At 61.1% G+C, this 26,444-nt stretch carries 25 protein-coding genes; 19 read left to right on the plus strand and 6 right to left on the minus strand.

Going from position 1 to position 26,444, the window contains the following annotated elements; all coding sequences use genetic code 11:
* Positions 1-45 precede the first annotated feature (45 nt).
* Positions 46-2,925, plus strand: a complete 2,880-nt coding sequence (locus ACWJKU_RS01795; RefSeq protein ID WP_454145320.1) for a PAS domain S-box protein — start codon at positions 46-48, stop codon at positions 2,923-2,925.
* A 524-nt stretch (positions 2,926-3,449) separates the two neighbouring features.
* The gene (locus ACWJKU_RS01800; RefSeq protein ID WP_454145321.1) at positions 3,450-4,325 is read left to right on the plus strand and encodes a VPLPA-CTERM sorting domain-containing protein; all 876 of its coding nucleotides are present in this window, start codon (positions 3,450-3,452) and stop codon (positions 4,323-4,325) included.
* Positions 4,326-5,200: 875 nt separating this feature from the next.
* Here ACWJKU_RS01800 and ACWJKU_RS01805 read toward each other — a convergent pair.
* The gene (locus tag ACWJKU_RS01805) at positions 5,201-6,817 is read right to left on the minus strand and encodes an NAD+ synthase (RefSeq protein WP_454145322.1); all 1,617 of its coding nucleotides are present in this window, start codon (positions 6,815-6,817) and stop codon (positions 5,201-5,203) included.
* Positions 6,818-7,037: 220 nt separating this feature from the next.
* On the opposite strand from ACWJKU_RS01805, the gene ACWJKU_RS01810 reads away from it, so the two are divergent.
* The 3 genes from ACWJKU_RS01810 to ACWJKU_RS01820 all read left to right on the plus strand — a co-directional run bounded on the left by ACWJKU_RS01810 (position 7,038) and on the right by ACWJKU_RS01820 (position 9,061).
* Complete coding sequence (locus tag ACWJKU_RS01810; RefSeq protein WP_454145323.1) at positions 7,038-7,532, plus strand: BCAM0308 family protein; 495 nt, start codon at positions 7,038-7,040, stop codon at positions 7,530-7,532.
* 144 nt (positions 7,533-7,676) lie between these two features.
* Positions 7,677-8,243, plus strand: a complete 567-nt coding sequence (locus ACWJKU_RS01815; RefSeq protein ID WP_454145324.1) for an HPF/RaiA family ribosome-associated protein — start codon at positions 7,677-7,679, stop codon at positions 8,241-8,243.
* A 59-nt stretch (positions 8,244-8,302) separates the two neighbouring features.
* Complete coding sequence (locus ACWJKU_RS01820) at positions 8,303-9,061, plus strand: BON domain-containing protein (RefSeq protein WP_454145325.1); 759 nt, start codon at positions 8,303-8,305, stop codon at positions 9,059-9,061.
* Here ACWJKU_RS01820 and thiD read toward each other — a convergent pair.
* Positions 9,046-9,849 carry a bifunctional hydroxymethylpyrimidine kinase/phosphomethylpyrimidine kinase gene (gene thiD / locus ACWJKU_RS01825; RefSeq protein WP_454145326.1) on the minus strand — a complete coding sequence of 268 codons (804 nt, stop codon included), beginning with the start codon at positions 9,847-9,849 and terminating at the stop codon, positions 9,046-9,048. The two genes, ACWJKU_RS01820 and thiD, sit on opposite strands and share 16 nt — an antisense overlap.
* Positions 9,850-10,021: 172 nt before the next feature.
* Between thiD and alaC the strand changes: the two genes are divergently transcribed.
* The 5 genes from alaC to parE all read left to right on the plus strand — a co-directional run bounded on the left by alaC (position 10,022) and on the right by parE (position 15,919).
* A complete protein-coding gene (gene alaC, locus ACWJKU_RS01830; RefSeq protein WP_454145327.1) occupies positions 10,022-11,206 on the plus strand; it encodes an alanine transaminase in 1,185 nt (394 codons plus the stop codon).
* 34 nt (positions 11,207-11,240) lie between these two features.
* Positions 11,241-12,551 carry a homoserine dehydrogenase gene (locus tag ACWJKU_RS01835; protein WP_454145328.1) on the plus strand — a complete coding sequence of 437 codons (1,311 nt, stop codon included), beginning with the start codon at positions 11,241-11,243 and terminating at the stop codon, positions 12,549-12,551.
* A gap of 44 nt (positions 12,552-12,595) precedes the next feature.
* Complete coding sequence (locus tag ACWJKU_RS01840; RefSeq protein WP_454145329.1) at positions 12,596-12,814, plus strand: addiction module protein; 219 nt, start codon at positions 12,596-12,598, stop codon at positions 12,812-12,814.
* A gap of 101 nt (positions 12,815-12,915) precedes the next feature.
* A complete protein-coding gene (gene thrC / locus ACWJKU_RS01845) occupies positions 12,916-14,007 on the plus strand; it encodes a threonine synthase (RefSeq protein WP_454145330.1) in 1,092 nt (363 codons plus the stop codon).
* Positions 14,008-14,032: 25 nt separating this feature from the next.
* Positions 14,033-15,919 carry a DNA topoisomerase IV subunit B gene (gene parE / locus ACWJKU_RS01850; protein ID WP_454145331.1) on the plus strand — a complete coding sequence of 629 codons (1,887 nt, stop codon included), beginning with the start codon at positions 14,033-14,035 and terminating at the stop codon, positions 15,917-15,919.
* Between the two features lie 12 nt (positions 15,920-15,931).
* Here parE and ACWJKU_RS01855 read toward each other — a convergent pair whose 3' ends face one another.
* A complete protein-coding gene (locus ACWJKU_RS01855) occupies positions 15,932-16,471 on the minus strand; it encodes a ferritin-like domain-containing protein (protein WP_454145332.1) in 540 nt (179 codons plus the stop codon).
* 22 nt (positions 16,472-16,493) lie between these two features.
* Between ACWJKU_RS01855 and ACWJKU_RS01860 the strand changes: the two genes are divergently transcribed.
* The 3 genes from ACWJKU_RS01860 to argF are packed head-to-tail and all read left to right on the plus strand — an operon-like array spanning position 16,494 to position 18,840.
* Positions 16,494-16,760, plus strand: coding sequence for a hypothetical protein (locus ACWJKU_RS01860; protein ID WP_454145333.1), 267 nt, complete (start codon positions 16,494-16,496; stop codon positions 16,758-16,760).
* On the plus strand, positions 16,757-17,944 hold the full coding sequence (locus ACWJKU_RS01865; protein WP_454145334.1) for an acetylornithine transaminase: 1,188 nt from the start codon (positions 16,757-16,759) through the stop codon (positions 17,942-17,944). Before ACWJKU_RS01860 ends, ACWJKU_RS01865 begins: the two co-directional genes overlap by 4 nt.
* On the plus strand, positions 17,941-18,840 hold the full coding sequence (gene argF / locus ACWJKU_RS01870) for an ornithine carbamoyltransferase (protein ID WP_454145335.1): 900 nt from the start codon (positions 17,941-17,943) through the stop codon (positions 18,838-18,840). Before ACWJKU_RS01865 ends, argF begins: the two co-directional genes overlap by 4 nt.
* A 76-nt stretch (positions 18,841-18,916) precedes the next feature.
* Here the strand turns inward: argF and ACWJKU_RS01875 are convergent, their stop codons facing one another.
* Together ACWJKU_RS01875 and ACWJKU_RS01880 are read right to left on the minus strand one after the other, a co-directional pair.
* Positions 18,917-19,897 (minus strand): malate dehydrogenase, encoded by a 981-nt coding sequence (locus ACWJKU_RS01875; RefSeq protein ID WP_454145336.1) that lies wholly within the window; start codon positions 19,895-19,897, stop codon positions 18,917-18,919.
* 337 nt (positions 19,898-20,234) lie between these two features.
* Positions 20,235-20,540 carry a heavy-metal-associated domain-containing protein gene (locus ACWJKU_RS01880; protein WP_454145337.1) on the minus strand — a complete coding sequence of 102 codons (306 nt, stop codon included), beginning with the start codon at positions 20,538-20,540 and terminating at the stop codon, positions 20,235-20,237.
* A 198-nt stretch (positions 20,541-20,738) separates the two neighbouring features.
* Between ACWJKU_RS01880 and ACWJKU_RS01885 the strand changes: the two genes are divergently transcribed.
* Genes ACWJKU_RS01885 through ACWJKU_RS01900 form a run of 4 tightly spaced genes read left to right on the plus strand, consistent with a single transcriptional unit; the run spans position 20,739 to position 23,503 of the window.
* Positions 20,739-21,338 (plus strand): isochorismatase family protein, encoded by a 600-nt coding sequence (locus ACWJKU_RS01885; protein WP_454145338.1) that lies wholly within the window; start codon positions 20,739-20,741, stop codon positions 21,336-21,338.
* Positions 21,335-22,672 carry a nicotinate phosphoribosyltransferase gene (locus tag ACWJKU_RS01890; RefSeq protein ID WP_454145339.1) on the plus strand — a complete coding sequence of 446 codons (1,338 nt, stop codon included), beginning with the start codon at positions 21,335-21,337 and terminating at the stop codon, positions 22,670-22,672. Before ACWJKU_RS01885 ends, ACWJKU_RS01890 begins: the two co-directional genes overlap by 4 nt.
* A gap of 47 nt (positions 22,673-22,719) precedes the next feature.
* Positions 22,720-23,304 carry an alpha-ketoglutarate-dependent dioxygenase AlkB family protein gene (locus tag ACWJKU_RS01895; RefSeq protein ID WP_454145340.1) on the plus strand — a complete coding sequence of 195 codons (585 nt, stop codon included), beginning with the start codon at positions 22,720-22,722 and terminating at the stop codon, positions 23,302-23,304.
* 13 nt (positions 23,305-23,317) lie between these two features.
* On the plus strand, positions 23,318-23,503 hold the full coding sequence (locus ACWJKU_RS01900) for a hypothetical protein (protein WP_454145341.1): 186 nt from the start codon (positions 23,318-23,320) through the stop codon (positions 23,501-23,503).
* Between the two features lie 26 nt (positions 23,504-23,529).
* On the opposite strand, the gene ACWJKU_RS01905 is transcribed toward ACWJKU_RS01900, so the two are convergent.
* Positions 23,530-24,819 (minus strand): hemolysin family protein, encoded by a 1,290-nt coding sequence (locus ACWJKU_RS01905; RefSeq protein WP_454145342.1) that lies wholly within the window; start codon positions 24,817-24,819, stop codon positions 23,530-23,532.
* Between the two features lie 301 nt (positions 24,820-25,120).
* Between ACWJKU_RS01905 and ACWJKU_RS01910 the strand changes: the two genes are divergently transcribed.
* Together ACWJKU_RS01910 and ACWJKU_RS01915 are read left to right on the plus strand one after the other, a co-directional pair.
* Entirely contained in the window at positions 25,121-25,627 is a 507-nt protein-coding gene (locus tag ACWJKU_RS01910; protein WP_454145343.1) for an Hsp20/alpha crystallin family protein, read from the plus strand.
* A 58-nt stretch (positions 25,628-25,685) separates the two neighbouring features.
* Positions 25,686-26,348, plus strand: coding sequence for a DUF1614 domain-containing protein (locus tag ACWJKU_RS01915; protein ID WP_454145344.1), 663 nt, complete (start codon positions 25,686-25,688; stop codon positions 26,346-26,348).
* Positions 26,349-26,444 lie beyond the last annotated feature (96 nt).

Below are 26,444 nucleotides of genomic sequence, written 5' to 3' on the forward strand. Positions count from 1 at the left end.
AATCGGCGTTTCGGGCGTGGCTTGCAAGCTCAGGAATATCACAGGATGATCAGCATGGAGAAGGACAATCCAATCACCGCGGAAAGGCCGGTTGCGGGCAGCGGCTTCATCGAGCGCATCGGGGTGCTTCACGAGGCCCGGTCCGCCCCGCCAGACCCCGCCACATTCGAGGTTTCGCGGCGATTATCCGAAAACGGCGCGGCCGCCGCGATCCCGAAACCGGACTTCCGCCGCTCGGCGTCCGCCGCGGTCCGAGACGGCGAAAAGCACATGCCGCGCGCGCGCCTGCTCGTCGCCGACGGCAACGCCAACGTGCGCATCTCCTTCAAGCGATTTTTGCAGGATCGGTACGATGTCGCGACCGTGGCCCAGGGGACGGCCGCGCTCGATGCGATCCTGACCGATCCCCCGGATCTCGTGCTGGCCGATCTCAAGACCTTGCAATGCGACGGCTCCGTGCTGTTGCACGCCTTGAAGGCCAACGCCAGAATCCACCACATCCCGCTGATCCTGACCGCCGCGCGTCCGGAGGAAAAAACCTGCATCGAGGAATCGGGCGCCGGGGTGGACGGTTATCTGATCAAGCCGATTTCGGCGCGCGGGCTTCTGGCTTGCGTCGCGACGCATCTCGAACTCGCCAAGGTACGCCGGGAGGCGGCCCGGGCCTTGTCGGAAAGCGAGGCGAAATACAAGGCGCTGCTCGACTCACTCGACGACGGCGTGTTCGTGGCCCACGACGGCCATTTGGCTTTCGCGAATCCCGCGTTGTCGGCGCTGCTGGGTTATACCGGCGAGGACTGTATCGGATTGCCCGTTCGATCGGTGATGGCGCCCGAAGACGTCGAGTCCTGGGACGAGTGCTTCATGCAAAGCGAGAGCGACGAGCGGGAATCTCCCTGGCGCCGCGAGACGGCGTTTTTGCGCCGGGACGGCCGCCGGGTGCCCGTGGAACTCTGCGCGCGCCGCATTCATTTCAACCGCCGCCCGGCGATACTCGGCATCGCTCGCGACATGACCGACCGCAAGCGGCTCGAAGCCGCTCAGATCCGTTTGCTGCGCATGATCGAGGCGTCGCAGGACTTGATCGGGCTGGCCGAGCCCGACGGCGAACTGATCTACGTCAACTGCGCCGGGCAGCGGATGCTCGGGTTCGCCGACCGGAACGAACTCGTCTCGACCATGATAGGCGACCATCTGTCGCCGCGGATGAAGCCGCGGGTTCTGGAGGAAGGCATTCCGGCGGCTTTGCGCGAAGGCGCCTGGACCGGCGAGACGGCTTTGCTGGCCCGGAACGGGACGGAAATTCCGGTTTCGCAGATGATTCTGGCGCATCGGGGGGCGGACGGGGCGGTCGAATATTTGTCCACCGTCTGCCGCGACATTTCCGAGCGCATGCAGGCCGAAGACGCCCTGCGCGAAAGCGAGGAGCGCTTCCGCCGGGTGGTGGAGCAGGCGCCGATTCCGATTTTCGTGCACGCCGCGGATGGCCAGATCCTCGAAATCAGTTGCGCGGTGACCGAACTGACCGGGTGGACCCACGAGGAGATTCCCGATGCCCGCGCCTGGTTTCTGAAAGGGCGCCGAATTCCCGAGGACGCGGTGGATGGCGTGCTGGCGGAAACGCAGCGGCGGTTTACCGAAGGCTCGATCGCGGAGCCGGAAGAGATCACGGTATGGACCAAGGCCGGCGACTCGCGGCGCTGGCTGTTTTACGGATCGGCGCCCATGCGCCTGCCCGACCGGCGGCCGTTTCTCGCCTCCATGGCGATCGACGTGACCGATCGCCGGAAGGCGGAACAGGCTCTGCGCGAGGCGGACCGTCTCAAGGACGAGTTTGTCGCCATGCTCGCCCACGAGCTCCGGAATCCGCTGGCGCCCATCCGGAATGCCGTGCAGGTTCTGCGGCAACTGGGATTGACCGATCCCGAACTGAAATGGACGCGCGACGTGATCGGCCGCCAGGTGACTCAGATGAGCCGCCTGCTCGACGATCTGCTCGATATTTCCCGCATTACCCGCGGCACCATCGCTTTGAAAAAGGTGCCGCTCGATCTCGCAACGGTGATCGAGCGGGCGGTCGAAACCAGCCTGCCGTTGATCAAATCCCGCCGCCACAAGCTGACGGTCGGCTTGCCGCCGGAGCCGGTGCGGGTCGAGGGCGACGTGACCCGGTTGGTGCAGGCCATCGCCAATCTCCTGAACAATGCGGCCAAGTACACCGATGCCGGCGGGTGCATCGAACTGATCGTGGAGGCTTCGCCGCACGATGCGCTGGTGCGGGTGCGCGACAACGGCATGGGGATTCCGGCCGAGCTTTTGCCGCACATCTTCGAATTGTTCACCCAGGGCAGCCGTTCTCTGGATCGCTCCCAGGGCGGGCTCGGACTCGGGCTCGCGCTGGTGCGGCGGCTGATCGAAATGCACGGAGGTCGAGTGGACGCGCAAAGTTCGGGTTCCGGCAACGGCGCCGAATTCATCGTGCGCCTGCCCCGGATCGCGGCGGCGCCGGCTCAAGAAGATTCGGGCCCGGCGGGCGGCGAATCCGCATCGCAATCGGCCGGCGTCCGAGTCCTGGTCGTCGACGACAACGTCGATTCCGCGGAAAGCATGGCCTTGCTGCTCAGCCTGGACGGACACGACGTGCGCACCGCCTTCGACGGCCCCGGCGCGCTGACCGTGGCCGGCGAATTCCAGCCCGAAGCCGTGCTGCTCGATATCGGATTGCCGGGCATGGACGGTTATGAAGTCGCGAGGCAAATGCGCGGACTGCCGGGATTGCAAAAGGCACTGATGATCGCCGTTACCGGCTACGGCCAGGCGGATGACCGCGCCCGGTCGAAAGCGGCGGGGTTCGACCATCATTTGGTGAAGCCGGTGGATCCCGAGATCCTGAGCGCGTTGCTGGCCACGCTGCGGGACGGTTGAGGCACGGCGGCTCCGATTTATCTCTGAAGTGACGGCCCGGTAACGAAGTACTTACGAATTTCCGCGTATTTTCGAGGAGAGCGCCGACGTTTTAATGTAGTTTCTCGGATCCGCTGATTGGGACGCTGACCGGTCCGTTCATGAACTTCAGTGGGGCAGTTCCAAAAGGAGTGATTCCGGAAATGCATACCAACGAGTCGGGTCTGGCCGTCGAGATTTTTGGAGCGATCGAGGTTTCGGGGCCGGTGGGCCGTTTCGATCGCGGAACCCGCCTTCGGGCGGGGCATTATCCTGAAAGACCGGGTTCTCTTTAATCTGGAGAGAACCCGTTTTTTTGGGATCACAATCGGTTTTGCCGATTTGTGTCAGCAACCTGGCTGCTCTTTGACGGACGGCTGCAGGCGCGGATTTTTCGCGCTCGGCAGAGGAAAGACCGAGCGGTGAAGTCGATAGCCTTCGGAGCTTGAGCATCAAGTCATTGTGGCAGTCACGGCGGACATCGCGTCCGCCGTGGCGGATACAGGATGTCCGGAGCCGCCAAGGGAAAATGGCTGTTGCCCGGTTTGCAGGCGCGAGAGTGGCGGAAACGCCGCGTCCGGCGCTTCGGAAATCGGGCGATTTTCAGGGAAATCAAGTGTTGGAGGCACAAGGTCATGTTTAAGCTAAAGGCATTCATCCCGGCAGCCGCCATGCTGTCGCTGGGACTGGCGTGGCCGTCGGCTCATGCCGCGACGTCCTGGTCCGGCGATCTCGTGGACTTCACCCTGGTCAACGGCGATCTGGGCGCATTGGGAAGCCCGACGGTGACGTCGGACGATACCGGCGTCGACCTCAGCTTCAGGCCGGCGCCGTTGTCGTTCGACGCGCTGTCTCCCGGCGCGGGCCAGGCGAACAATGGATCGGCCGGCACCGATCATGAGGCCGTCGGCTTCACGTTCAAGGCCACGGCCGCGCCTAACCAGACGATTACCGGCGTGAGCTGGCGGGAGGGCGGCGTCCATCAGGTGACCGGGGACGGGTCGTGGGTATCGGCTTTCGCATCCCTGCGGATCGAAGATGCGACGACCTCTCAAGTCATCGGCGATACCAAAACCCAGACGTTTTCCGCGTCCGGAACCGGCACCGCCACTCATGGCGGTCCCTGGGATTTGACCGTCAATCAGGATGTCGCCACGAACTCCATCGAAATCGAGTTGACGGTGAAGGACATTCTTGCGGCCTCTGCGCTGGGGAACGGCTTTGCCTGGATCGAGAAAGACTTCGGCGACTTGAGGGTCGACGTGGCGCCGGGATTTCAGCCGGCGCCGATTCCGCTGCCCGCTTCGGTCTGGCTGCTCGGGTCCGCCTTGTCCGGCCTGATCACGATCGGCCGCCGCCGTGTGGCGGGCGCTCGGGCGTGAACCGGCGATGCGCTGACCCGGCCTATGGGTCGGGTTGATTCGGGGCGAGGATGCCCCGGCGCGGCGACGAGCCGCGTCGGCCAAGGCCGGGCCCGTACCCGGCCTTGGCGTCGGCCGCCACGCTCCTTGCGGGTGCCTATCCCGGCGGCAGCGCGTTTCCGTCGGCGGGGCCGCCGATTTTCGGCTTCTCCCGCGCGGCGCCGGCCGGCCGCTCCGACTTTGAGCGCGCGAGCCTCGCCTTCCGCGGAATAACGTACGAATTCATCCGTATTTTCCGTAACTTGAAATCCCGGTTTAATGACAACCACTCGAAAGCAATCGTAACCGAAGGTGGAGGAAGTCTCCGACGGTTGCGGCATCGAGGCGGAAGCAGGAGCTTTCGACAGGGAGCGCAGGATGTGGCGAAGGGATTCAGGGATGTCGCCGGGGACGGGAGGGTCCCGACGGAACCGGGATGTTTCGTTGAAATTCCGAGCGATTCGGAACCTTCCGAAAGGAGACGGAACGTTCCGAATCGGATGAAGCCTTTCGTACGCTCGCAAGGCGACGCTGGATTCGAACAGGGCTTTACTTTACTTTGGCGTACGGCAACTCGTCGATTAGGGACGGCGGTCGTTCGAGCGAAAACAGATTTCGGACCGAATAGGACATGAGCCGAAATTCCTTGACGAGCCGGCCGGCATTCGAGAGTTTCTCCTCAAGACTTCCCCAGAGGGCAGAACACCCCCATCCCCCCCCCAAGCACTTTGTTCTGCCTTCTTTTTTTATTTTTCCATGACGCGGAGCCGTCATTTCCGCCGCGATGTCCGGGCGACCGGCGCGAAGTCGGACGTTCGCTTTTGAGCCGGCTGCCGGAAATCGACCGGGATGCCGCGCTACCGCCCGTATCCGCATGTGATCGGATAGCGCCGGTCCCGGCCGAAAGCGCGGCGCGTGATCTTGACGCCGGGCGGCGCCTGGCGGCGCTTGTATTCGTTGCGATCGACCATTTGCGCCACGCGCTTGACCTCGCGCTCGGGAAATCCGGCGGCGACGATATCCTCCACCGATTTGTCGTACTCCACGTACAGTTCGAGAATCGGATCCAGCACCGAGTAGGGCGGGAGCGAATCTTCGTCCTTCTGGTCGGGCCTGAGCTCGGCGGAGGGCGGGCGCTCGATCACCCGCTGCGGGATGACCGGCGAAAGGCTGTTGCGATATTCCGCCAGCCGATAGACGAGCAGCTTGGGCACGTCCTTCAGCGGCGCGAATCCGCCCGCCATGTCGCCGTAGAGGGTGGCATAGCCCACGCTCATCTCGCTCTTGTTGCCGGTGGTGAGGAGGATTTTTCGCTTCTTGTTGGAAAACGCCATGAGGATGATGCCCCGGCAGCGCGCCTGGATGTTTTCCTCGGTGGTGTCGGGAGGCAATCCGGCAAAGCTTTCCTCGAGCATGTCGAGAAAGGCGTCGAAGGCCGGTTCGATGGGAATGGTGTGATAGCGGCAGCCCAGCGTTTCGGCCTCGAGCCGGGCATCCTCGATGCTCATGGCCGCGGTGTAGCGCGACGGCATCAAAATGCCCTCGACTCTGCCGGCTCCCAGGGCATCTGCCGCGAGCGCCAGGGTCAAGGCCGAGTCGATGCCGCCGGACAATCCGAGCACCGCGCCTTCGAAACGGTTCTTGCCGACATAGTCGCGGATGCCCATGACGAGGGCTTTGTAGATGCTTTCGATCTCCGGCAGCGGTTCGGCGATGCCGTCTACGATCGGTTCCACCGTGTTGCCGCAGGCAAAATCGACGGGTGTCAGGGTTTCTTCGAATTCCGGGGCGCGGCAGGTGACGGCGCCTTCCCGGTTCATCACGAACGACGCGCCGTCGAAGACCAGCTCGTCCTGCCCGCCGACCAGGTTGACATAGATCAGCGGCACGCCGGTCGCCGCGATGCGCTCCCGGGCGACCGCTTCGCGTTCCCGGGTCTTGTTGGCGTGATAGGGCGAGGCGTTGAGGTTCAGGATCAGTCTGGCGCCGGCTTTCGCGGCTTGCTCCACGGCGCCGGGCTGCCATAGATCCTCGCAAATGGTGAGGCCCACCGGTATCCCCTGCAAGTCGAACACGCAGGGTTCCGAACCGGGCAGAAAATAACGTTTCTCGTCGAACACGCCGTAATTGGGCAGGGCCTGCTTGCGGTAGATCGCGTGAATTTTGCCGTTCCGCAGCACGGCGGCGCTGTTGTAAGGCATCCCGCTCCGTTTTTCCGGAAAACCCAGAATCACGTCGATGCCGTTCACCTGGCCGGCGATTTCGTCGAGGACGCGCGCGGCCTGAGCCACGAAATCGGGGCGCAGGATCAGGTCTTCGGGCGGGTAGCCCGTCAGGGCCAGTTCGGGAAACGCCACGGCGTGGGCTTGAAGCCGGTCGCGCGCCTCGCGGGCGGCGTCCAAAACGCGGCGCGCGTTGCCCGAGAGGTCGCCGACGAGAAAATCGAGTTGGGCGATGACGATGCGAAGGTTCACGGTTTTTAGCGATTCGAATGTCCAATGTATGACGGCTATTTTCGCCTGAAATCGCCGCCGGAACGAGTGGAAACGACGTCGTCCGCTTTCGGCCGGAAAGGCGTCGTCCGCGCGCGAGGTCCGTGCCTCGGTCCCCGACGATGATTCGCCGTCGACCGCAGGCGCAGGACGGTATTGTTTCGGATTTACTTTCGACCGCACTCGAGAAGGAGATTTCGTCATGACCCAACCCCCCAATCTGCACCGCGAAGAGCGGCGAGACCGTTTGCTCCGCGAGCATGAGCACGACACTTATAAGATACGGCAAAAATTGCCGGAGCCCACGGCTTGCTCCGAATGCCGGGCGGTTTATCAGGACGGCCGCTGGCAGTGGTCCGAAGCGCCCGCGGGCGCAAACGAGGCGCTGTGTCCCGCCTGCCACCGCATCCATGACAAATGCCCGGCCGGATTTCTCACCCTGATGGGCGAGTTTTTCGCCCGGCACAAAGATGAGATTCTGCATCTCGTCCGCAATATCGAGGAAAGGGAAAAGGCCGAACGGCCCTTAAAACGCATCATGGCCGTCGAGGAGCAGGATGGCGGCGCGTTGATCACCTTCACCGATCCCCAGCTTGCCAGGGCGGCCGGGCAGGCGATCCAGAACGCCTATAAAGGCGATCTCGATTTTTCCTATCAGGAAGAGGAGTTTCTTCTCAGGGTGAACTGGTCGCGCTGATCTCTGCCCGTACCCGCCGCCATGCCGGGGAAGGCCCCGGCCGGGCGGCGGGTACGGGCTTTTACGTCATGCTTTTTTGCAAAATCTGTGGATAACTAGGGCGTATCGAAAAGCCGCGCCCCGTCCGGTTTCAGGAGTAAGAGCATGCAACTGCCGTTACAGATTTCTTTCCGCAACATGGAGCCGTCCGAGGCTATGGAGCAAGCGGTTCGCGATCGCGCCGCGAAATTGGATCAGTTCTTCGATCGCATCATGTCCTGCCGGGTGATGGTCGAAGCACTGCATCGGCATCATCGGCAAGGCAATACCTACCATGTCAGAATCGATATCACCGTGCCGAACGACGAGTTGGTGGTCAGCCGCGATCCGGGCAAGGATCATGCGCACGAAGACGCTTACGTGGCGATCCGCGACGCTTTCGACGCCGCCCGCCGACAACTGGAGGATTACAACCGGCGGACCCGGCAGGACATCAAAACCCACGAGATCGTGCCCCACGGAAACATTGCCCAGATCAATCCGGAGGGCGATTACGGAATGATCGAGACGCCCGACGGTCGCCTGATTTATTTCCATAGGAACAGCGTGGTGCAGGGCGATTTCGACAAATTAGGCATCGGCGACCCCGTCCGTTTCGTCGAGGAAATGGGCGAGCAGGGCCCTCAGGCGAGTTCGGTGACGGTGGAAGGAAAGCACCACGTCGTGGGTTAGCCGGGATCCGCGCGTCGACGGGCAGGGCTCGTACAGTTCGGAGTCAAGGAGAGCGATATATGCCGACCCATCCGCAGGATGATCGAATCAAGGCCGTGCTGGCCGACCTGGAACACGACACCCGGGTCAATCTGCACGATTATCCCATCCGCATCGGCGTCGAGGACGGCGCCCTCGTCTTGGAAGGCAGGGTCGGCGATATCGCGGCAAAACGGATCGCGCACGCCGTTGCCTATCGCCACGCGGACAATGCGCCGGTCGTGGACCGGTTGCGTATCGCCGTACCGCCGTCCGAGAAGGCGGGCGGACTGCGCGACGAGGTCGTCAATCTGCTGCAGCAGGAGCCGGTTTTCCGGGATTGCGGCCTCTACGTGCGCGAAGGAGACCGCCTCGAGACGATTCGCGTCGGCCGCAGCGAGTGGCCCGACCGCAGCGAAGGCGACTGGGGCGAACAGCGCATCGAGATCGACGTGCGGGACGGCACCGTGAAGTTGTCGGGCAACGTGCTCAGCCTATCCCATCGCCGCTTTGCGGAAGTTCTCGCATGGTGGGCCGCCGGCTGCGAAGCGGTCGAGAACTTGCTGCACGTCGTCCCCCCCGAGCGGGAAACCGGCGGCGAACTGGCCGACGCCGTGCTCATGGTGCTGGAAAAGGATCCCTTGGTTCACCAGTCGCAGCTTTATGTCACGGCCGAACAGGGCACGGTGACGCTGGAAGGATATCTCCCCAGCGACGAGGAGCGGCGCCTGGCCGTGCTCGATGCGTGGTACATCCCCGGCGTACACGACGTAGTAGACCGCATTCAGGTCGCGGGATGACGGCTTTTCGATGACGCGGGACAAAGCCGGTTCGGGAGCCATTGGCCGCGGCCGGGCCGAAATCCCGCGTTCAAGGCTCGCCAGGTGAAATCCTGAGCCGCCGATGCGGCGGATTCGACATCCCGGCCGCGGGCCAGCCCGGCGGCGACGGCGGATGCCAGGGTGCAGCCGGAGCCGTGATAGCTTCCCGGCAAGCGCGGCCAGCGATAGGTTTTCGAGCCGGAAGCGCGGTACAGGCGATTGACGACTTCGCTATCGTCCTCATGGGTTCCCGTCAGCAAGACGTTCGGGCAACCGAGTGCGAGGAGTTCTCGCGCGCAATCCGCCAGATCGCTCGTCCCCGTCAATTTTCTGGCCTCGGGGGAATTCGGCGTCAGCACCGTCGCCCGCGGGATCAGCGCCTGTCTCAACGCGTCGATCAGCGCCTCGTTCGACAGATTCGCTCCGCCTCCCGCCGCCAGAATCGGATCCAGGACGACCGGAATGCCGGCGGCGGCCTCGAGCAGTTCGCGCACCGCGTGAACGATATCGACGCTTCCGAGCAGGCCGATCTTGACGGCGGCGACCGGAAGATCCCGAAGCACCGTACGCGCCTGCTCCAGAAAGTCTTCGGCGTTCTGCGGCAAGACCTTGCGGACGTTATGCGTGTCCTGAACGGTTAATGCCGTTATGACCGAGCAGGGATGACAGCCGAGTCGGGAAACGGTTTCGATATCGGCCTGAATGCCGGCGCCGCCGGTCGGATCGTGTCCCGACAAGCACAAGACGATGGGAGGTGAGGGCTTCATGGGTGGGGCGATGAATGTTCGTAGACGAAGTTTCCCACGGCCGGCCGCGCTCGGCTAGACTTTCCGCCCTAAAGCGCCGTTGACAGGCTAAAAGTGCATCGGTACTTTAAGTCGTTTGGCCACGCGCCCACTCATTCCGCTTTAAAAAGTATCCCTATTCAAAGAGTCCTGGATGGAAGAATTTCAACGTATCAAGCGCCTGCCTCCCTACGTTTTCAATATCGTTAACGAACTCAAGGCTAAGGAGCGTGCCCAGGGTGTCGATATCATCGATTTCGGCATGGGCAACCCCGACCGCCCCACGCCGCAGCACATCGTCGACAAACTGGTCGAAGTGGCTCACAAGGGAACCGCCCACCGGTATTCCGTTTCCAAAGGCATTCCCCGTCTTCGCCGAGCGATCTGCGGTTGGTATCGGCGCCGTTTCGGCGTCGACCTCGACCCCGATTCCCAGGCGATCGTCACCATCGGTTCGAAAGAGGGCCTGGCCCATCTGATGTTCGCCACTCTGGGCCCCGGCGATGCGGTGCTGGTGCCGAACCCGGCTTATCCCATTCATCCCTACGGCTGCGTTTTGGCGGGAGCGGACGTGCGCCATGTGCCGCTGGCGCCGGGCGTGGACTTCTTCGAGGAATTGGAGAAAGCCATCAAGACCTCCTGGCCCAAGCCCAAGATGCTGATCCTGAACTTCCCCGGCAATCCGACCACGCAATGCGTGGAACTGGAGTTCTTCGAGAAGGTCGTCGCGCTGGCCCGGGAGTACAAAATCTGGGTCGTGCACGACATCGCCTATGCGGATCTGGTGTTCGACGGCTACACCGCGCCGTCCATCCTGCAGGTGCCGGGCGCGAGCGACGTGGCGGTCGAATTCTTCACGCTCTCCAAGAGCTATAACATGCCCGGCTGGCGAGTCGGTTTCATGTGCGGCAATCGCGAACTGGTCGCGGCCCTAGGGCGCATCAAGTCCTATCTCGACTACGGCACGTTCACGCCGATCCAAGTGGCCGCGATCGCCGCCCTGGAAGGTCCTCAGGACTGCGTCGCCGAAATCCGCGAAACCTACCGCATGCGCCGCGATGTCTTGTGCGCGGGGCTGGACAACATCGGTTGGACGGTTCAGAAACCCAAGGGCACCATGTTCGTCTGGGCGCCGATTCCGGAGCAGTACAAGCATCTGGGCTCCCTCGAATTCGCCAAGAAACTGCTGCTCGAAGCTCAGGTGGCGGTATCGCCCGGCATCGGCTTCGGCGAGTATGGAGACGATCATGTTCGCTTCAGCCTGATCGAAAACGAACACCGCACCCGCCAGGCGATCCGCGGCATACGGCATATGATGCGCAAGGATAACTCGGTATAATTTAGGCATTTTTATTGCTACACAGGAGATCGTCTTGAAACCCGTAAATATCGGTTTGCTCGGTCTGGGCACGGTCGGTGGCGGCACGGTCAAGGTCCTCAAGCGGAACGCCGGCGAAATCACGCGGCGAGCCGGCCGGGAAATCCACATCGGCGTGGTGGCGGCTCGAGACCCCAACCGTTCCAGGATTTGCGACACCACCGGCATCCGATTGACTACGGACCCTTATGAAGTCGTCACCGACCCCGAGGTCGACATCGTCGTCGAACTGATCGGTGGCGTCGATCCGGCGAAAGATCTGGTGATGCGGGCGCTCGACGCCGGCAAGCACGTCGTCACTGCCAATAAGATGCTCATCGCGTTGCACGGCAACGAGATCTTCGCCAAGGCCAGCGAAAAGGGTTTGATGGTGGCTTTCGAAGCGGCCGTGGCCGGCGGAATTCCGATCATCAAGGCGTTGCGCGAAGGGCTCTCGGGCAACAAGGTGGAGTGGCTGGCCGGCATCATCAACGGCACCTGCAATTTCATCCTGACCGAGATGCGCGAAAAAGGGCGGGATTTCCTGGACGTGCTCAAGGAAGCGCAAGCGCTGGGTTATGCCGAATCCGATCCCACCTTCGACGTGGAAGGCATCGACGCCGCCCACAAGCTGACGATTCTCGCATCGATCGCCTTCGGCATTCCGCTCCAGTTCGACAAGGTCTGGACCGAGGGCATCAGCAGCATCACGGCCCTCGACGTGGCCTATGCGGAAGCCCTGGGCTATCGCATCAAACTGCTCGGCATCGCCCGCCGCGCCGAAAAAGGTATCGAGCTGCGGGTGCATCCGACGTTGATTCCCGAGCGGCGCCTGATCGCCAACGTCAACGGCGTCATGAACGCCGTGCTGGTCAAGGGCGATGCGGTGGGTCCGACCTTGTACTACGGCGCAGGAGCGGGAGCCGAGCCCACGGCTTCGTCGGTCGTGGCCGACGTCATCGACGTGGTGCGCGCGCTGACCTCCGATCCCGAGAATCGGGTACCGCACCTGGCGTTCCAGCCCGAGGCGATTTCCGACATTCCCATCCTGCCCATCGAGGATGTCGAAACGGCGTACTACCTCCGCCTCAGCGCCGAGGACAAACCCGGCGTTCTGGCCGACGTGACGCGCATCCTGGCCAATCACAACATCAGCATCGAGGCCGTTATCCAGAAGGAACCGCCCGAAGGCGAACGTCATCTGCCCGTCATCATGCTGACGCAGAAGGTCCAGGAGCGGAGGCTGAACGACGCCGTCCGCGAAATCGAAGCGCTGTCCGCCATCAACGGACCGGTGAAGCGGATTCGGTTGGAAACGCTGGGGTAGCGGTCTCCTTGACAGCCTAGTCCGGCACGCCCTGGAGAAAAAATATGGCAACCACGAACGAATTGATTCAGAAGGCATTATCCCTTTCGCCAGGCGAAAGGATCGAATTGGTCGAACACGTTTTAAATAGCCTCGACCGGTCGGATGAGGCCATCGATAAATTGTGGGCCGAAGAGACAGAAATGCGTCTGGAAGACTATCGCTCCGGAAAAATAGAATCCGTCTCGATAGAAGATGTGATGGCGAAGTATTCCGTTCATTGAATGTCCGGTTTGTAGGCATTGCCCACTTGCATCGTGAGCCCGGTTACTGGCGCGATCGAGCAAAATAATCAAGTTTTAAACAAATCGCTTAGAGACTCATCATGGCATATTCGACCCGCTATACCGGCCTCATCGAAAAATACCGCGACCGCCTGCCGGTAACCCCGGACACCCGGCCCATCAGCCTGTGCGAGGGCAACACGCCGCTGATCCAACTGATCAACATCCCGAAGCTGGTCGGCAAGGACGTGGATATTTACGTCAAGTTCGAAGGCTTGAATCCCACCGGCTCGTTCAAGGACCGCGGCATGACCATGGCCGTGACCCAGGCCGTGCACGAGGGCAGTCGGGCCATCATCTGCGCCTCCACCGGCAATACCTCGGCCGCCGCCGCCGCCTATGCCGCGCGCGCCGGCATCACCGCCTTCGTGCTGATCCCGGAGGGCAAGATCGCGATGGGCAAGCTGGCCCAGGCCATGATCTACGGCGCCAAGGTGATCCAGATCAACGGGAATTTCGATGCCGGCATGCAGTTGGTCAAGGAGATTGCGGATCATGCGCCGGTAACGATCGTCAACTCGATCAATCCGTACCGCATTGAAGGGCAGAAAACCGCCGCTTTCGAAATCGTCGACACGCTCGGCCGCGCCCCGGACTATCACTGTCTGCCGGTGGGCAACGCGGGGAACATCACGGCGTATTGGAAGGGCTATAGCGAATACGCTCTCGGCACCGCAACCCATGCGCCGATCACCGACAAACGACCGGTCATGTGCGGCTATCAGGCCGCGGGCGCCGCGCCCTTCGTCAGCGGCGCGTTCGTGGACCATCCCGAAACCGTCGCCACCGCGATTCGCATCGGGCATCCGCAGTCCTGGGACGGCGCCTGGCGCGCGCAAAAGGAATCGGGCGGCTGGTTCGCGCCGTTCACCGACGAGGACATCCTGGCGGCACAGAAACTTCTGGCGGAACGGGAAGGCATCTTCTGCGAACCGGCCTCGGCCACTTCCCTGGCCGGCGCCTTGCACGACATCAAGTCCGGCCGGATTCCCGAAGGCAGCACCATCGTCTGCACTCTGACCGGCAACGGTCTCAAGGACCCCGACACGGCCATCGCCCAGTGCTCGGCCCAGCCGGCGACGGTGGACGCGACCCTGGATTCGGTGAAACGGGCGATTTTGGAGGCGATGTAGTTGTAATCGACTCCTTAGAGTGTTCATGAACGAAATCTACGACGCCTCATCCATTGAAGTCCTCTCGGGACTCGACCCGGTGCGGAAGCGGCCGGGCATGTACACCGATACCGCTCGCCCGAATCACCTGGTCCAGGAAGTGGTCGACAATAGCGTCGACGAAGCTTTGGCGGGTTATGCGAAATCCATCGAAGTGCGGCTGCTGGCCGACGGCGGAGTGGAAGTCCGGGACGACGGGCGCGGGATGCCGGTGGACATTCATCCGGAACTCGGCGTTTCGGGAGTGGAAGTCATTCTGACCAAGCTGCATGCAGGCGGGAAGTTCTCCAACAAGAATTACCGCTTCTCGGGCGGACTCCACGGGGTCGGCGTTTCGGTCGTGAACGCGCTGTCCGACCGCCTCGAAGTCGAAGTGCGCCGGGGCGGGAAAATCTACGCGATGAGTTTCGCCCGCGGCGAAAAAACCTCCGAGCTTCGCGAAATCGGCACGACCGCCAAGCGGGATTCCGGCAGCACGGTCCGGTTTTGGCCGGAAGCCCGCTATTTCGATACGCCGCGCGTCGCCGTTCCGCGCCTGAAAGCCTTGCTTCGCGCCAAGGCGGTGCTGTGTCCGGGGCTCAAAATCACGCTAAAGGACGAACAGGCCAACGAAGAGGAAGTATGGCACTACGAGAACGGACTTCCACAGTATCTGCTGGACCGTATCGGATCGAACGAGTGCGTGCCGGAAGAGCCGTTCGTCGGCAACCTCGAAGGGCATCAGGAAGCCGTCGACTGGGCGGTGGTCTGGACGCCCGAGGCGGGCGAGCCGGTCACCGAGAGCTACGTCAATTTGGTGCCGACGCCTTTAGGAGGAACTCACGTCAACGGACTCCGCACCGGGTTGACCGAGGCGGTGCGGGAATTCTGCGAGTTCCGGAATCTTCTGCCGCGCGGTATCAAGATCGCGCCGGAAGATGTCTGGGAGCGCTGCCATTACGTGCTTTCGGTCAAGATGCAGGAGCCGCAGTTTTCCGGCCAGACCAAGGAGCGGCTCAGTTCCCGCGAATGCGCGGCATTCGTGTCCGGCGTGGTGAAGGATGCGTTCAGCCTGTGGCTCAATCAGCATCCCGCCATCGGCGAGCGTATCGCCGAATTGGTGATCGAGAGCGCCCAGAAGCGGCTCAAGGCCAGTCGTCAGGTGACCCGCAAGAAGGTCACGGCGGGGCCGGCCCTGCCCGGAAAGCTGGCCGATTGCAGTTCCCAGGACATGCAGTTGACCGAGTTGTTCCTGGTGGAAGGCGATTCCGCCGGCGGTTCCGCGAAGCAGGCGCGGGACAAGGAATACCAGGCGGTGATGCCCTTGCGCGGCAAGATTCTCAATACCTGGGAAGTGGATTCGGGCGGTGTGCTCGCGTCTCAGGAAGTGCACGACATTAGCGTCGCGATTGGGGTCGAGCCGGGTTCCGCCGACCTCGGCGGGCTGCGTTACGGCAAGGTCTGCGTGCTGGCGGACGCCGATTCCGACGGCAATCACATCGCCACTCTGCTGTGCGCGCTGTTCGTCCGTCATTTCCGGCCCTTGGTGGCGGCGGGGCATGTGTTCGTCGCCATGCCGCCCCTGTATCGCATCGACGTGGGCAAGAACGTTTATTACGCTCTGGACGAAGCGGAAAAAAAAGGCGTGCTCGACCGGATCGAGGCGGAAAAGATCAGGGGCAAGATCAACGTTCAGCGCTTCAAGGGCCTGGGCGAGATGAATCCGTCGCAGCTTCGCGAAACCACGATGAACCCCGATACCCGGCGGCTGGTGCAACTGACCCTCGAAGAGCAGCAAGCGACCGACGAGCGCCTGGATATGCTCCTGGCCAAGAAGCGCGCCGCCGATCGCAAGATCTGGCTCGAGGAAAAAGGCAATCTGGCGGAGATCTGAGCTTCTTTCGGCCTACGGCCCCAAGTCCTGAAGTAGGCTCACCAAATCCTCGGCATGTTCCTCTTCGTCGGCCAGAACTTCTTCCATGAGGCTACGGGTGGTGGGGTCGTCGTTTCCGAGATACTCGACGATCTCCCGATAGCTGTCGATCGCGATACGCTCGGCGACCAGGTTCTCCTTGATCATATCGACCAGCGACTCGCCCTCTACATATTCGGAATGGCTTTTCGATGACAGCCCGTCCGGCGCCAAATCGGGCTCTCCGCCCAGTTGCACGATGCGCTGGGCGATGCGATCGGCGTGCGCCTGTTCTTCGTTGGCATGCTCCAGGAATTCCTGGGCGACGCTTTGGGCATTGATGCCGGTCGCCATGAAGTAGTGGCGCTTGTAGCGAAGCACGCATACGGTTTCGGTGGCCAGCGCTTCGTTGAGGAGTCTGATCACGGTTTCCCGGTCGGCCTTGTAGCCCGGAGTCACCGCGCCCTGCTCGATGTGTTGTCTCGCACGCTCCCGCAGGGTTTTGACATCGGTCAAAAACGGTCGATCCGCCATAACTCGGTTCTCCTTTCCAGTAATGGACATCGTTGCTGATGAGGATGGTCCGCTATTCGTTAAGACAGCCGATCCGGCGAAAAAGTCGCCGGGTTTCGGCGGCGCGGTTCCTTTTGCAGGAATCGTCATGCCCGAATGCCGGAAAATGCCCGGCAACCGGGCTGGTTGCCGCTATCCGGCCGCGAGCACCCCAGCGCTTGTGCCGGTGCTTTTTTTTACTATAATGTTTGCCTTCATTTTCAGGGCAGTCTTGCGACTGCCTTTTTATTTTTGGGAAGAGAACCGATGACCAGTCAGGTAATGCCGACTTATGCCCGGCTGCCGGTAACGTTCGACCGGGGCGAGGGCGCATGGCTTTGGGACACGGAAGGCAAGCGCTATCTGGACGCCATATCAGGCGTGGCGGTATGCAGCCTGGGTCACGCCCATCCGGCCATTTCCCGCGCCATTTGCGAGCAAGCGGGCAAATTGCTGCACACCTCGAACATCTACCGAATCGAGCCGCAAGAGCAGCTTGCCGGCGAACTGTGCCGCCTGAGCGGACTGGAGAACGCCTTTTTCTGCAATTCCGGCGCCGAAGCGAACGAGGCGGCCCTCAAAATCGCCCGCCGTTACGGGCATCATCGCGGCGTCGAACGGCCCGCCGTGGTCGTCATGGAAGCCAGCTTTCACGGGCGCACGCTCGCGACCTTGAGCGCCACCGGTAATCCCAAGGTGCAGGACGGTTTCGAACCCCTGGTCGAAGGCTTCTTGCGGGTGCCGTACGGCAGCGTCGCCGCCGTCGAGTCCGTCGCCGATCCGAATGTCGTGGCCGTTCTGGTCGAGCCGGTCCAGGGCGAGGGCGGCGTGCGCGTTCCGCCGGACGATTTCCTGCCCGGCCTTCGCCGCGTCTGCGATCAGCGCGGCTGGCTCTTGATGCTGGACGAGGTTCAGACCGGCATCGGCCGGACCGGTAAGTGGTTCGGATTTCAGCACCACGGCATCATGCCCGATGTCATCACCCTGGCCAAAGCTTTGGGCAACGGCGTGCCGATCGGCGCCTGTCTCGCGCGGGGTATCGCGGCGGACATGCTGACCGCCGGCAAGCACGCTTCCACCTTTGGCGGCAATCCCTTGGCGTGCGGCGCCGCGCTGGCGGTGCTCCGGACGATCGCCGAAAACCGGCTGGTGGAGCGCGCGGCGGTATTGGGCGAGCGCCTGTTGGCCGGTTTCCGGCGCAAACTGGCCGGCAACTCCCGTGTCGTCGAGGTCCGCGGAAAAGGTCTGATGATCGGTATCGAGCTCGATACCCCTTGCGCCGACCTGGTCGTCCAGGCCCTGAGCCGGGGCTTTTTGATCAATGTTACGGCGGATCGAACGATCCGGTTGTTGCCGCCGTTCGTTTTGAACGACGAAGAAGAGAAGGCGCTGATCGAAGGCATCGCCGATCTGGTCGCCGACCATACGGCCCATGGGGTCGGAGAAAGCCTATGAAGCCACGTCATTTGATTACTCTGTTGGATTTGAGCGGCGGCGAATTTCGAACGCTCATCCGGCGGGCCATCGAACTCAAGCACCTCAAGAGCCCGTACGAGCCGCTGAAAAACAAAGTGCTCGGGATGATGTTCGAGAAATCCTCCACCCGTACGCGGCTGTCGTTCGAAGTCGGCATGGTGCAATTCGGGGGCGCTGCGATCTTTCTGTCGCCCAGGGATACCCAGTTGGGACGGGGCGAACCCATCGAAGATTCCGCCCGGGTCGTCTCGCGGATGGTCGATGCCGTGATGCTTCGCACCCACGCCCACGAAACGGTCGAAACCTTCGCGGCCTATTCGCGAGTTCCCGTCATCAACGGCCTGACGGACAGGTTCCATCCCTGCCAGTTGCTCGCCGACATGCAGACTTATTTGGAACACCGCGGCGATATCGCCGGCAGGACGGTGGCCTGGATCGGCGACGGCAACAATATGTGCCAGACCTATATCCACGCGGCGGAAATGCTCGATTTCAAGCTCCGGATCGCTTGCCCCGAGGGCTACGAGCCCGAACCGGCGCTGATCGAATGGGGCGGCGACCGGGTGGAATTGCTGCGCGATCCGGCGGATGCGGTGCGTGGCGCCGACCTGGTGGTCACCGACGTGTGGGCGAGCATGGGGCAGGAGTCTGAGCAGGCGCAGCGCCGGCGCGCCTTCCAGGGCTATCAAGTCGATTCGGCTTTGATGAAGCTGGCGGCGGCGGATGCGCTGTTCATGCATTGTCTGCCCGCTCATCGCGGAGAAGAGGTCGGCGCCGAAGTGCTGGAGGGTCCGCAAAGCGTGGTTTGGGACGAGGCGGAGAACCGCTTGCATTCGCAAAAGGCTTTGCTGGAATTGCTGATGGTGGCGAACTGATTTTTCATCGGGCCGCGGCGGACGGAATCCCATCGCGTCCGCCGTAGAATCGAAGCTTCCGGCGCCTCGCCCGACCTTAATTGAGAAGATGCCGCACGGCTTCACGCTCGGCCAATAATTCGGCCTCCGTTATCTTGAGTCTTGCGCGGGCAAACTCGCTGGTATCGAGATTCCGCACGATCCGGTACTTCGCGTGCTCGATTTCCACCGGATAGGAAAACATCAGGCCCGGCGTGATGCCGTAACTGCCGTCGCTGCGCACGGTCATGCTGGTCCAATCGCCGGGCGGCGTGCCGAATATCCAGTTGCGCATATGGTCCAGCGCCGCGTTGGCGGCCGAAGCGGCACTCGACTTTCCGCGCGTTTGAATCACGTTGGCGCCCCGGTTCTGTATGGTGGGTATGAACTCCTTTTCGTACCAGTTCCGCTCGATCCGTTCTAAAGCCGGCTTTCCCTGAACCAGCGCGTGCTGCAAGTCCGGATACTGGGTCGTCGAATGATTGCCCCAGATGATCACTCTTTTGATATCGCGCACCGGGCAACCGCAGTGCAGAGCCAACTGGCTCACCGCCCGATTGTGATCGAGCCGGCTCATCGCGGAGAAACTTTCCGCCGGAAGGTCGGGCGCGTTGTGTTGCGTAATCAGCGCATTGGTGTTGGCGGGATTGCCGACTACCAGGGTTTTGACGCTTCGCTTGGCGGCGGCGTTGAGGGCCCGGCCCTGGATGGCGAATATGTCCGCATTCACTCTCAGCAGATCCTTGCGCTCCATGCCGGGGCCTCGCGGTTTGGCGCCGATCAAAAAGGCGAGGTCGGCGTCTTCGAACGCCACATAGGGGTTATCGGACACGATCACGTCATGGAGCAAGGGCGAGGCGCAATCGATCAGTTCCATTCTGACGCCTTCCAGTCCGGAAAGGGCCTCGGGAATCTCAAGTAAACGTAATACGATGGGCTGATCGTCGCCCAGCAAATCCCCTGCAATCAGCCGAAAAAGCAATGCATAACTAATTTGCCCCGCCGCTCCGGTAACGGCGATATGCGCAGGCGTTTTCATGTGATTACCCTTTTTATGATATTTGAGTATCGAGCCGTGACGCTAAGAGCGGGGGCTTGTCCTTGCCCGCGAGTCTCTAGACGTTAGACAGGTGTGCGGCGCGATTTGCCATTCCATCATGTATCCATTGGCGCTTTTCCGAATCCGAATGCCGGCTTGGGCCGGAGGCCGCTATCTCGTCGCGTGTGGGATTTGTGATGGCGGTACCGGTCGTCGCGAAGAATGGTCTCGCCGGGGCGCAGGCGCGCCGACCATTTTCCGAGCCGGCTTCGATCGGCGTCCGGCTTGGCATTTTCCGCGAAATCGATCGGCTCTATCCCATTCTGCGACGGTATTTTCAGCCGACGGCGAAGCCTTTTTCGGTGATTGCTTTTCTGACCGAGGCCAGGTCGGTTTTCGTTTCGTCATAATCGATTTCGACCGAGCCCGCCGTGTGGGAGGCCTTGGCTGCTGAAACGCCGACACAGGATTTGACGGCGTCCTGAACCTGGTTTTCGCAGCCGCCGCACTTCATGCCCGATACTTTCAAGACAATTTTAGCCATGGTCACACCCAATATGTGAATGCTGTGGTTTTCGACACGGATTTCCGGAGCTGCCGCGATTGCGACATCTTCTGAACCAACAGCGACGAATTGCGCCAAAGTTCAAAGCGGACGATGCCGCTTTCGCCGAAGGCTTGAACTTGGTGCCGTGTCCGGACGCCCAAGAATTATAAGTCCTGGCGTTTGAGCGGGCCAGATACCTTCAATACCGGCGTGAAAGGCGTTTAAAGCGATAGACCGTTTACAATAAATGTTCAAACGCCGGATGATGCGATACGAGCGAATCTCGTCTTACTTATGACTATGAATAGCCCGACAATTCTGCTCACATCCAAGGATGCTCTGATCGTTGCCGACGTTCAGAACGATTTTCTGCCCGGAGGCCGCCTGGCGGTGCCTCATGGCAACGAAGTGATTCGACCGCTCAATGTGTATATCGAACGCTTCCGCCGTTCGGGTTCGCCTGTTTTTGCCGTCCGCGACTGGCATCCGAGAGGACATTGCTCCTTTACCGATCGAGGCGGCCCTTGGCCGGAGCACTGTATCGCCGGGACATGGGGAGCGGCATTCGCCGGATCTTTGAAACTTCCGCCCGACGTTCAGATCGTGTCGAAAGCGACCCAAAAAGATGCCGAGGCTTACTCGGGATTTTCCGGCACCGATCTTCACGACCGCTTGTTGCAAAAGGGCGTGGAGACGGTATTCGTCGGCGGCCTGGCAACCGATTATTGCGTCCTGAACACCGTCAAGGACGCTTTGGCCTTGGGGTTTCGGGTTTACGTGCTGGAAGATGCGATCAAGGCCATCGACCGGAATCCCGGCGACGGCGAAAAGGCCGTAAGCGAGATGGCGCGCCTGGGGGCTCGCCTGATATCGCAGGATCGGATGACGGCATGAACGGGAACAGCGCGCTCCTTACCGATCTTTATCAGCTCACCATGCTGCAGGCCTACCATCGGGAGGGCATGTCCGACACGGCGACCTTCGAACTGTTCGTGCGGAAGGTCCCGCCGCAGCGTAATTTCCTGGTCGCGGCGGGGTTGGAGCAACTCGTCGGGTTCCTGGAAAACTTCGGGTTTGCCGACGAAGAGTGCGAATGGCTCAGAACTCTAGGGTACTTCACGCCCGAGTTTATTGACTATTTGTCCGGCCTTCGCTTCACCGGAGATGTTTACGCCATCCCGGAAGGAACGGTTTTTTTTCAGAACGAGCCGATCGCCCGGATAACCGCGCCGATCTCCGAAGCGCAGATCGTCGAAACCCGCTTGATCAATATCGTTCAGCTCCAGACCCTGATCGCTTCGAAGGCGGTTCGGTCGGCGCTCGCCGCGCCCGGCAAGCTTTTGGTGGACTTCGGGCTGCGCCGCGCCCACGGCGCCGAGGCCGGGCTGATGGCAGCCCGCGCCGCTTATCTGGGCGGTTTCGACGGCACGTCGAACGTTCTGGCCGGAAAACTGTTCGGCATCCCGATTTACGGCACGATGGCCCATTCCTACATCATGGCTCACGACGACGAGGCGGAGGCATTCGAGCGGTTCGCGGAAAGCCTGCCTGGCAACGTGCTGCTCCTGATCGATACCTACGACACTCTGGATGCCGCCAAAAAAACGGTCGCTCTGGCTTCCAGGCTGGCCGCGAGAAATATTCCTATAAAAGGAGTGCGTCTCGACAGCGGCGATCTGGCGGAGTTGGCCAAGGGCGTGCGGTCGATTCTGGACCGGGGTGGGCTTTCCGAGTGCAGCATTTTCGCCAGCGGCGATCTGGACGAGCACGCACTCTTGAATATGCTCGAGACGGGGGCTCCCATCGACGGATTCGGGATCGGTACGCGCATGACGACGTCCGAAGACATGCCTTACTTGAACTGCGCGTACAAACTACAGGAATATGCCGGACGGCCCAGACGCAAGCGGTCGAAAGGCAAGGAGAACTGGCCCGGATGTAAGCAGGCGTACCGCCATTACGGCAACGGCGGCCAAATGCTGCACGATGTCATCGCAGAAGAATGCGAACCTCGTACGGGCGGCGAACCGCTGCTTCGCCAGGTCATGACGAAGGGCAAGCGCCTCGGCGCGCAGGAATCGCTTGCCGTCATGCGGGAACGGCTGTGGGATCAATTGCAGCGATTGCCGCCCGCGCTGAAATCCGTCGAGGAGTCCGCGCCGTATCCCGTGCTGATTTCGGACGGTCTGCAACGCTTGGTGGAGCGGATGGACCGCATGGGGCTTTGAGCCGTCTGCCTCTTGAAAATAGGTCAAGCTCGATGAGTCGCGTGCCCATGACGAATCTCGCCCCTCGCGACGGCGAGCTTTATTTCGTCGAGTGTTTTATTCCCCGCGCGGAGGCGGATTCGTTTCATGCGCTCTTGCGGCGGGATTTGGCGTGGCAGGAAGAGGAGATTACGATCGTCGGCCGGCGGGTCAAGGTGCCGCGCCTTATGTGCTGGTACGGAGATCCCGGCGCAATTTATCGCTATTCGGGCGTGGACCATATCCCCTTGCCTTGGGTCGAAATCCTACTGATGCTCAAGGGCCGCGTGGAAGGTTTTTGCAGGCGGAACTTCAACAGCGTGCTCGGCAATCTCTATCGAGACGGCCAGGATTCGATGGGCTGGCACGCGGACAAGGAAAAAGAGCTCGGGCCGAATCCGTTTATCGCCTCCCTGAGTTTCGGCGCCGAACGACTGTTCAAGTTGCGCCACAACAAGACCGGAGAAACGCTGGACATACGTTTGACTCACGGCAGTCTGCTGCTCATGGGCGGGAGCTTGCAGCACGGCTGGCGGCACTCGGTTCCGAAGACGCGGGAGCCGAAGACCGAGCGCATCAATCTGACCTTCAGAACCCTTTTTTCCCTCGCTTGAGGAGCATCGATCCATGAACAACGTCGTTAAGTTCCGACGGCCCAAGCCGTCGGAAAAGCATGCCGGCAAGACCCTGTGCCGCAGCGGATTTCACAAATGGAAAGTGGCGCAGGAGAAGCCCTTCGACGTGAAACAGGGCAGGTTGGTCACCGTGTATCGGTGCGAACGCTGCGGCGCCGCGAAGAGCGAGTTGCGCTGATCGGGGCAGCGGCCGAACATCGCCGGTTAATCGAGATCGACCGGCGAAACCAGCAGTTTGTCTACGCGGTTTTTGTCCATGTCCACCACTTCGAAGCGCAGATGGTTCCATTCGAAATGGTCGGCGGCGCGGGGAACGTGGCCGAGTTGCAGCATGACGAAACCGCCTATCGTGTGGAAATTACCGGTCGCTTCGTCGGGCAGTTCTTCCAGATCGAAAAGCTGCTTAAATTTCGCGGTGCTCAGCATTCCGTCCAAGAGCCAGGAGCCGTCGTTCCGCTGAACCGCTTCGGGTTCTTCCTCTCCCTCGGCCATGGGGATGTCGCCCACGATGGCTTCCATCACGTCCTTGAGCGTGACCAGTCCGGCAACCTCGCCGTACTCGTCCACGACTAAAGCCATGGGCGTCTTCGAGCGTTTGAACTCCTCCAGCAATTGCATGGGATTGAGGGACTTCGGGACGTAGCGCGGCGTCCTGATCAATCGGCCGAGGTCCATGCTTTCGCCGAGAAGGGCTTTGGTCAGAAGATCCTTGGCCTGGACGAATCCGATGACGTTGTCGATCCCGTCTTTGCACACGGGAATTCTCGAGTAGGGGCTATCGATGATCTTGCGGCGGTTTTCCTCGAACGAATCCTTGATATCCAGATAATAGATATCCATGCGGGGCGTCATGATCGCTCCGACGCGGAGATCGTCCAGGCGCAGAACGTTCGAAACCATCTCCTGTTCGGATTTATGGAACACGCCAGCTTCGGTACCCTGTTCGATCATGATCCTGATTTCTTTTTCAGTGATCAGCGGTTCCTCGGGTTGCCGGGCTCTGAACAGTCGCAGGATGAAGTCCGTCGACAGGCTCAGGATCTTGACCAGGGGATAAGCCACCAGAGAAATGAAGCGCATCGGCCGGGCGATCACCATGGCGGTTTTTTCGGGCTTTTGCAGCGCCAGCCGTTTGGGGACCAGTTCGCCTATGATCAAAGAAAAATAAGTGATGCCGATGACCACCACGGCCAGCGAGAGTCCGTGGCTGTAAGGGGCGATTTCCGGAAACCGTTCGAGATAGGCGGCGAGTCGGCCGGAAATGGCGGCTTCGCCGAAAGCGCCGCTGAGGATTCCGATCAATGTAATGCCGACCTGAATCGTGGAAAGAAAATGGGACGGCTCGTTCGCCAGTCGAAGGGCGATCTTGGCGCCGGAATGGCCTTCTTGGGCGGATTGTTGCAGGCGGATTTTTCGGGCGGAGACTATGGCCATTTCCGACATGGCGAATACGCCATTCAATAGGAAAAGAAAGACCAATATGAGGATTTCCATCAAGGGATAGCGGTTGTTAATCCGGTAAGCTAGAGTAGCGAATAAGAAAGAGTGATGCAAAAGCGGTACTGCGCCGCGCGAAGCGAGCGGACGAAAAGACCGAAGAAACGACCTTCGCAAGGCAACACTTTGACCCGAGACGCAGTCGAATGTTGCAGGCCTATCGAAAAGCCATGATCCTTCAAAATCGTTGAAAACGGCCATAGGCAACCTTATTTCACAAATCGATGGTTCGGTTTTGATGTCTTGATCGGGTCCGATATGCGGACTTGGCTTCGTGTGATGTAAAGGAGGAAATGTCATGACCGATAAGCAAGAGAGCCAAACCAAAAAAACCACCGGCAAGGAAATGGTCCAACCGCAGCAGGGACAGTTCTTGAGCCCCTTCGATGAAATCGAGCAATGGTTCGACGAGGTGCGGCGCAACTGGATGCAGCCGTTCTTTTTCGGGCGGGGCTGGCCGGAAAGGGAGCCTTTGTTCGGCGGCCGCGTGCCCCGGGTGGATGTGATCGATCGCGAACAGGAATTGGCGGTTCGCGCGGAACTGCCGGGCGTCGTCAAAGAAAATCTCGACGTTTCGTTGCAGGATAATTCCCTGACGATTCGGGCCACGGCCCAGCACGAGGAAAAGGAGGAAAAGGGTCAGTATTACCGGCGCGAGTTGAGCCGGGGCGAATTCCAGCGCACCGTTCGTTTGCCGTGCCGGGTGGAAGGCGATAAGACCAAGGCCAGCTTCAAAGACGGCGTGCTCGAACTGACCATTCCCAAAGTGGCCGGCTCCGCGCGTCAAAAAATCAAAGTGGAATAATCTTCAATAGGCCGCGGGAATTGAACCCGCGGCCTTTTTATCAGCCGGATCCGTGCTCGTGCGATCACCGTTTTCGCCTTTGTTTTTTTTGTTCTTTTTGGGGTTGCTGCTGTGGATCACCTTCAGCATCAAGCTGGGGCTGATCGCGTTAACCTTCCAGAAACTCGGTTTGAATCCCGAATCAGCGCTGACGTTGCTGATAACGTCCTTGCTCGGGAGCGCCATCAATTTGCCTTTGTTTACGCTGCGCGTGTCCGCGCCGCCGCCGGTCGAAAGGATAGGGTACGGCCTGTTGCGACGCCCGTCCGTGCCGTTTACCGGGCGCACCCAGGTCGCGGTCAACGTAGGCGGTTGCCTGGTACCGGTGCTGTTCTCGCTGTACTTGATCAAAAACTACGATATTCCGCCTCTGCATATCGTGGCGGCCACGGCATTCGTCGCTTGCGTCAGCTATGTCATGAGCCGGCCCATTCCGGGACTCGGCATCGGCATGCCGATCCTGGTCGCGCCACTTTCGGCGGCGCTGGCCGCCATTTTTCTGGGAGAGGAGTATCGGGCTCCTCTCGCTTATATCTCGGGATCTTTGGGGGTCTTGATCGGCGCCGACCTGCTGCGTCTGAAGGACATCCGCCGCATGGCGGCTCCGATCGCTTCGATCGGGGGCGCCGGCACGTTCGACGGCATCTTCATGACGGGCCTGGTGGCGGTGCTCCTGAGCTGACGCGGCGGAATTCGTGAATTCGATGCGGGGGAGGGAACGGTTCCCGGTTCATCCTCCGAAGGCGCGTGTTTCTTCGCGGCGGCGGATCATTTAGGA

Source organism: Methylocaldum sp. MU1018 (assembly GCF_053646775.1).

Excerpts from the sequence above, each read along its gene's own strand:
- thiD (WP_454145326.1), bottom strand. The coding sequence starts at position 9,849 with ATGAAGCCCTCACCTCCCATCGTCTTGTGCTTGTCGGGACACGATCCG.
- ACWJKU_RS01875 (WP_454145336.1), bottom strand. The coding sequence starts at position 19,897 with ATGAAAACGCCTGCGCATATCGCCGTTACCGGAGCGGCGGGGCAAATT.
- ACWJKU_RS01810 (WP_454145323.1), top strand. The coding sequence starts at position 7,038 with ATGACCCAACCCCCCAATCTGCACCGCGAAGAGCGGCGAGACCGTTTG.
- ACWJKU_RS01895 (WP_454145340.1), top strand. The coding sequence starts at position 22,720 with ATGACGAATCTCGCCCCTCGCGACGGCGAGCTTTATTTCGTCGAGTGT.
- ACWJKU_RS01795 (WP_454145320.1), top strand. The coding sequence starts at position 46 with ATGATCAGCATGGAGAAGGACAATCCAATCACCGCGGAAAGGCCGGTT.
- argF (WP_454145335.1), top strand. The coding sequence starts at position 17,941 with ATGAAGCCACGTCATTTGATTACTCTGTTGGATTTGAGCGGCGGCGAA.
- parE (WP_454145331.1), top strand. The coding sequence starts at position 14,033 with ATGAACGAAATCTACGACGCCTCATCCATTGAAGTCCTCTCGGGACTC.
- ACWJKU_RS01855 (WP_454145332.1), bottom strand. The coding sequence starts at position 16,471 with ATGGCGGATCGACCGTTTTTGACCGATGTCAAAACCCTGCGGGAGCGT.
- thrC (WP_454145330.1), top strand. The coding sequence starts at position 12,916 with ATGGCATATTCGACCCGCTATACCGGCCTCATCGAAAAATACCGCGAC.
- ACWJKU_RS01885 (WP_454145338.1), top strand. The coding sequence starts at position 20,739 with ATGACTATGAATAGCCCGACAATTCTGCTCACATCCAAGGATGCTCTG.
- ACWJKU_RS01815 (WP_454145324.1), top strand. The coding sequence starts at position 7,677 with ATGCAACTGCCGTTACAGATTTCTTTCCGCAACATGGAGCCGTCCGAG.
- ACWJKU_RS01865 (WP_454145334.1), top strand. The coding sequence starts at position 16,757 with ATGACCAGTCAGGTAATGCCGACTTATGCCCGGCTGCCGGTAACGTTC.
- ACWJKU_RS01840 (WP_454145329.1), top strand. The coding sequence starts at position 12,596 with ATGGCAACCACGAACGAATTGATTCAGAAGGCATTATCCCTTTCGCCA.
- ACWJKU_RS01910 (WP_454145343.1), top strand. The coding sequence starts at position 25,121 with ATGACCGATAAGCAAGAGAGCCAAACCAAAAAAACCACCGGCAAGGAA.
- ACWJKU_RS01890 (WP_454145339.1), top strand. The coding sequence starts at position 21,335 with ATGAACGGGAACAGCGCGCTCCTTACCGATCTTTATCAGCTCACCATG.
- ACWJKU_RS01905 (WP_454145342.1), bottom strand. The coding sequence starts at position 24,819 with ATGGAAATCCTCATATTGGTCTTTCTTTTCCTATTGAATGGCGTATTC.
- ACWJKU_RS01860 (WP_454145333.1), top strand. The coding sequence starts at position 16,494 with ATGGACATCGTTGCTGATGAGGATGGTCCGCTATTCGTTAAGACAGCC.
- alaC (WP_454145327.1), top strand. The coding sequence starts at position 10,022 with ATGGAAGAATTTCAACGTATCAAGCGCCTGCCTCCCTACGTTTTCAAT.
- ACWJKU_RS01800 (WP_454145321.1), top strand. The coding sequence starts at position 3,450 with ATGTCCGGAGCCGCCAAGGGAAAATGGCTGTTGCCCGGTTTGCAGGCG.
- ACWJKU_RS01820 (WP_454145325.1), top strand. The coding sequence starts at position 8,303 with ATGCCGACCCATCCGCAGGATGATCGAATCAAGGCCGTGCTGGCCGAC.
- ACWJKU_RS01900 (WP_454145341.1), top strand. The coding sequence starts at position 23,318 with ATGAACAACGTCGTTAAGTTCCGACGGCCCAAGCCGTCGGAAAAGCAT.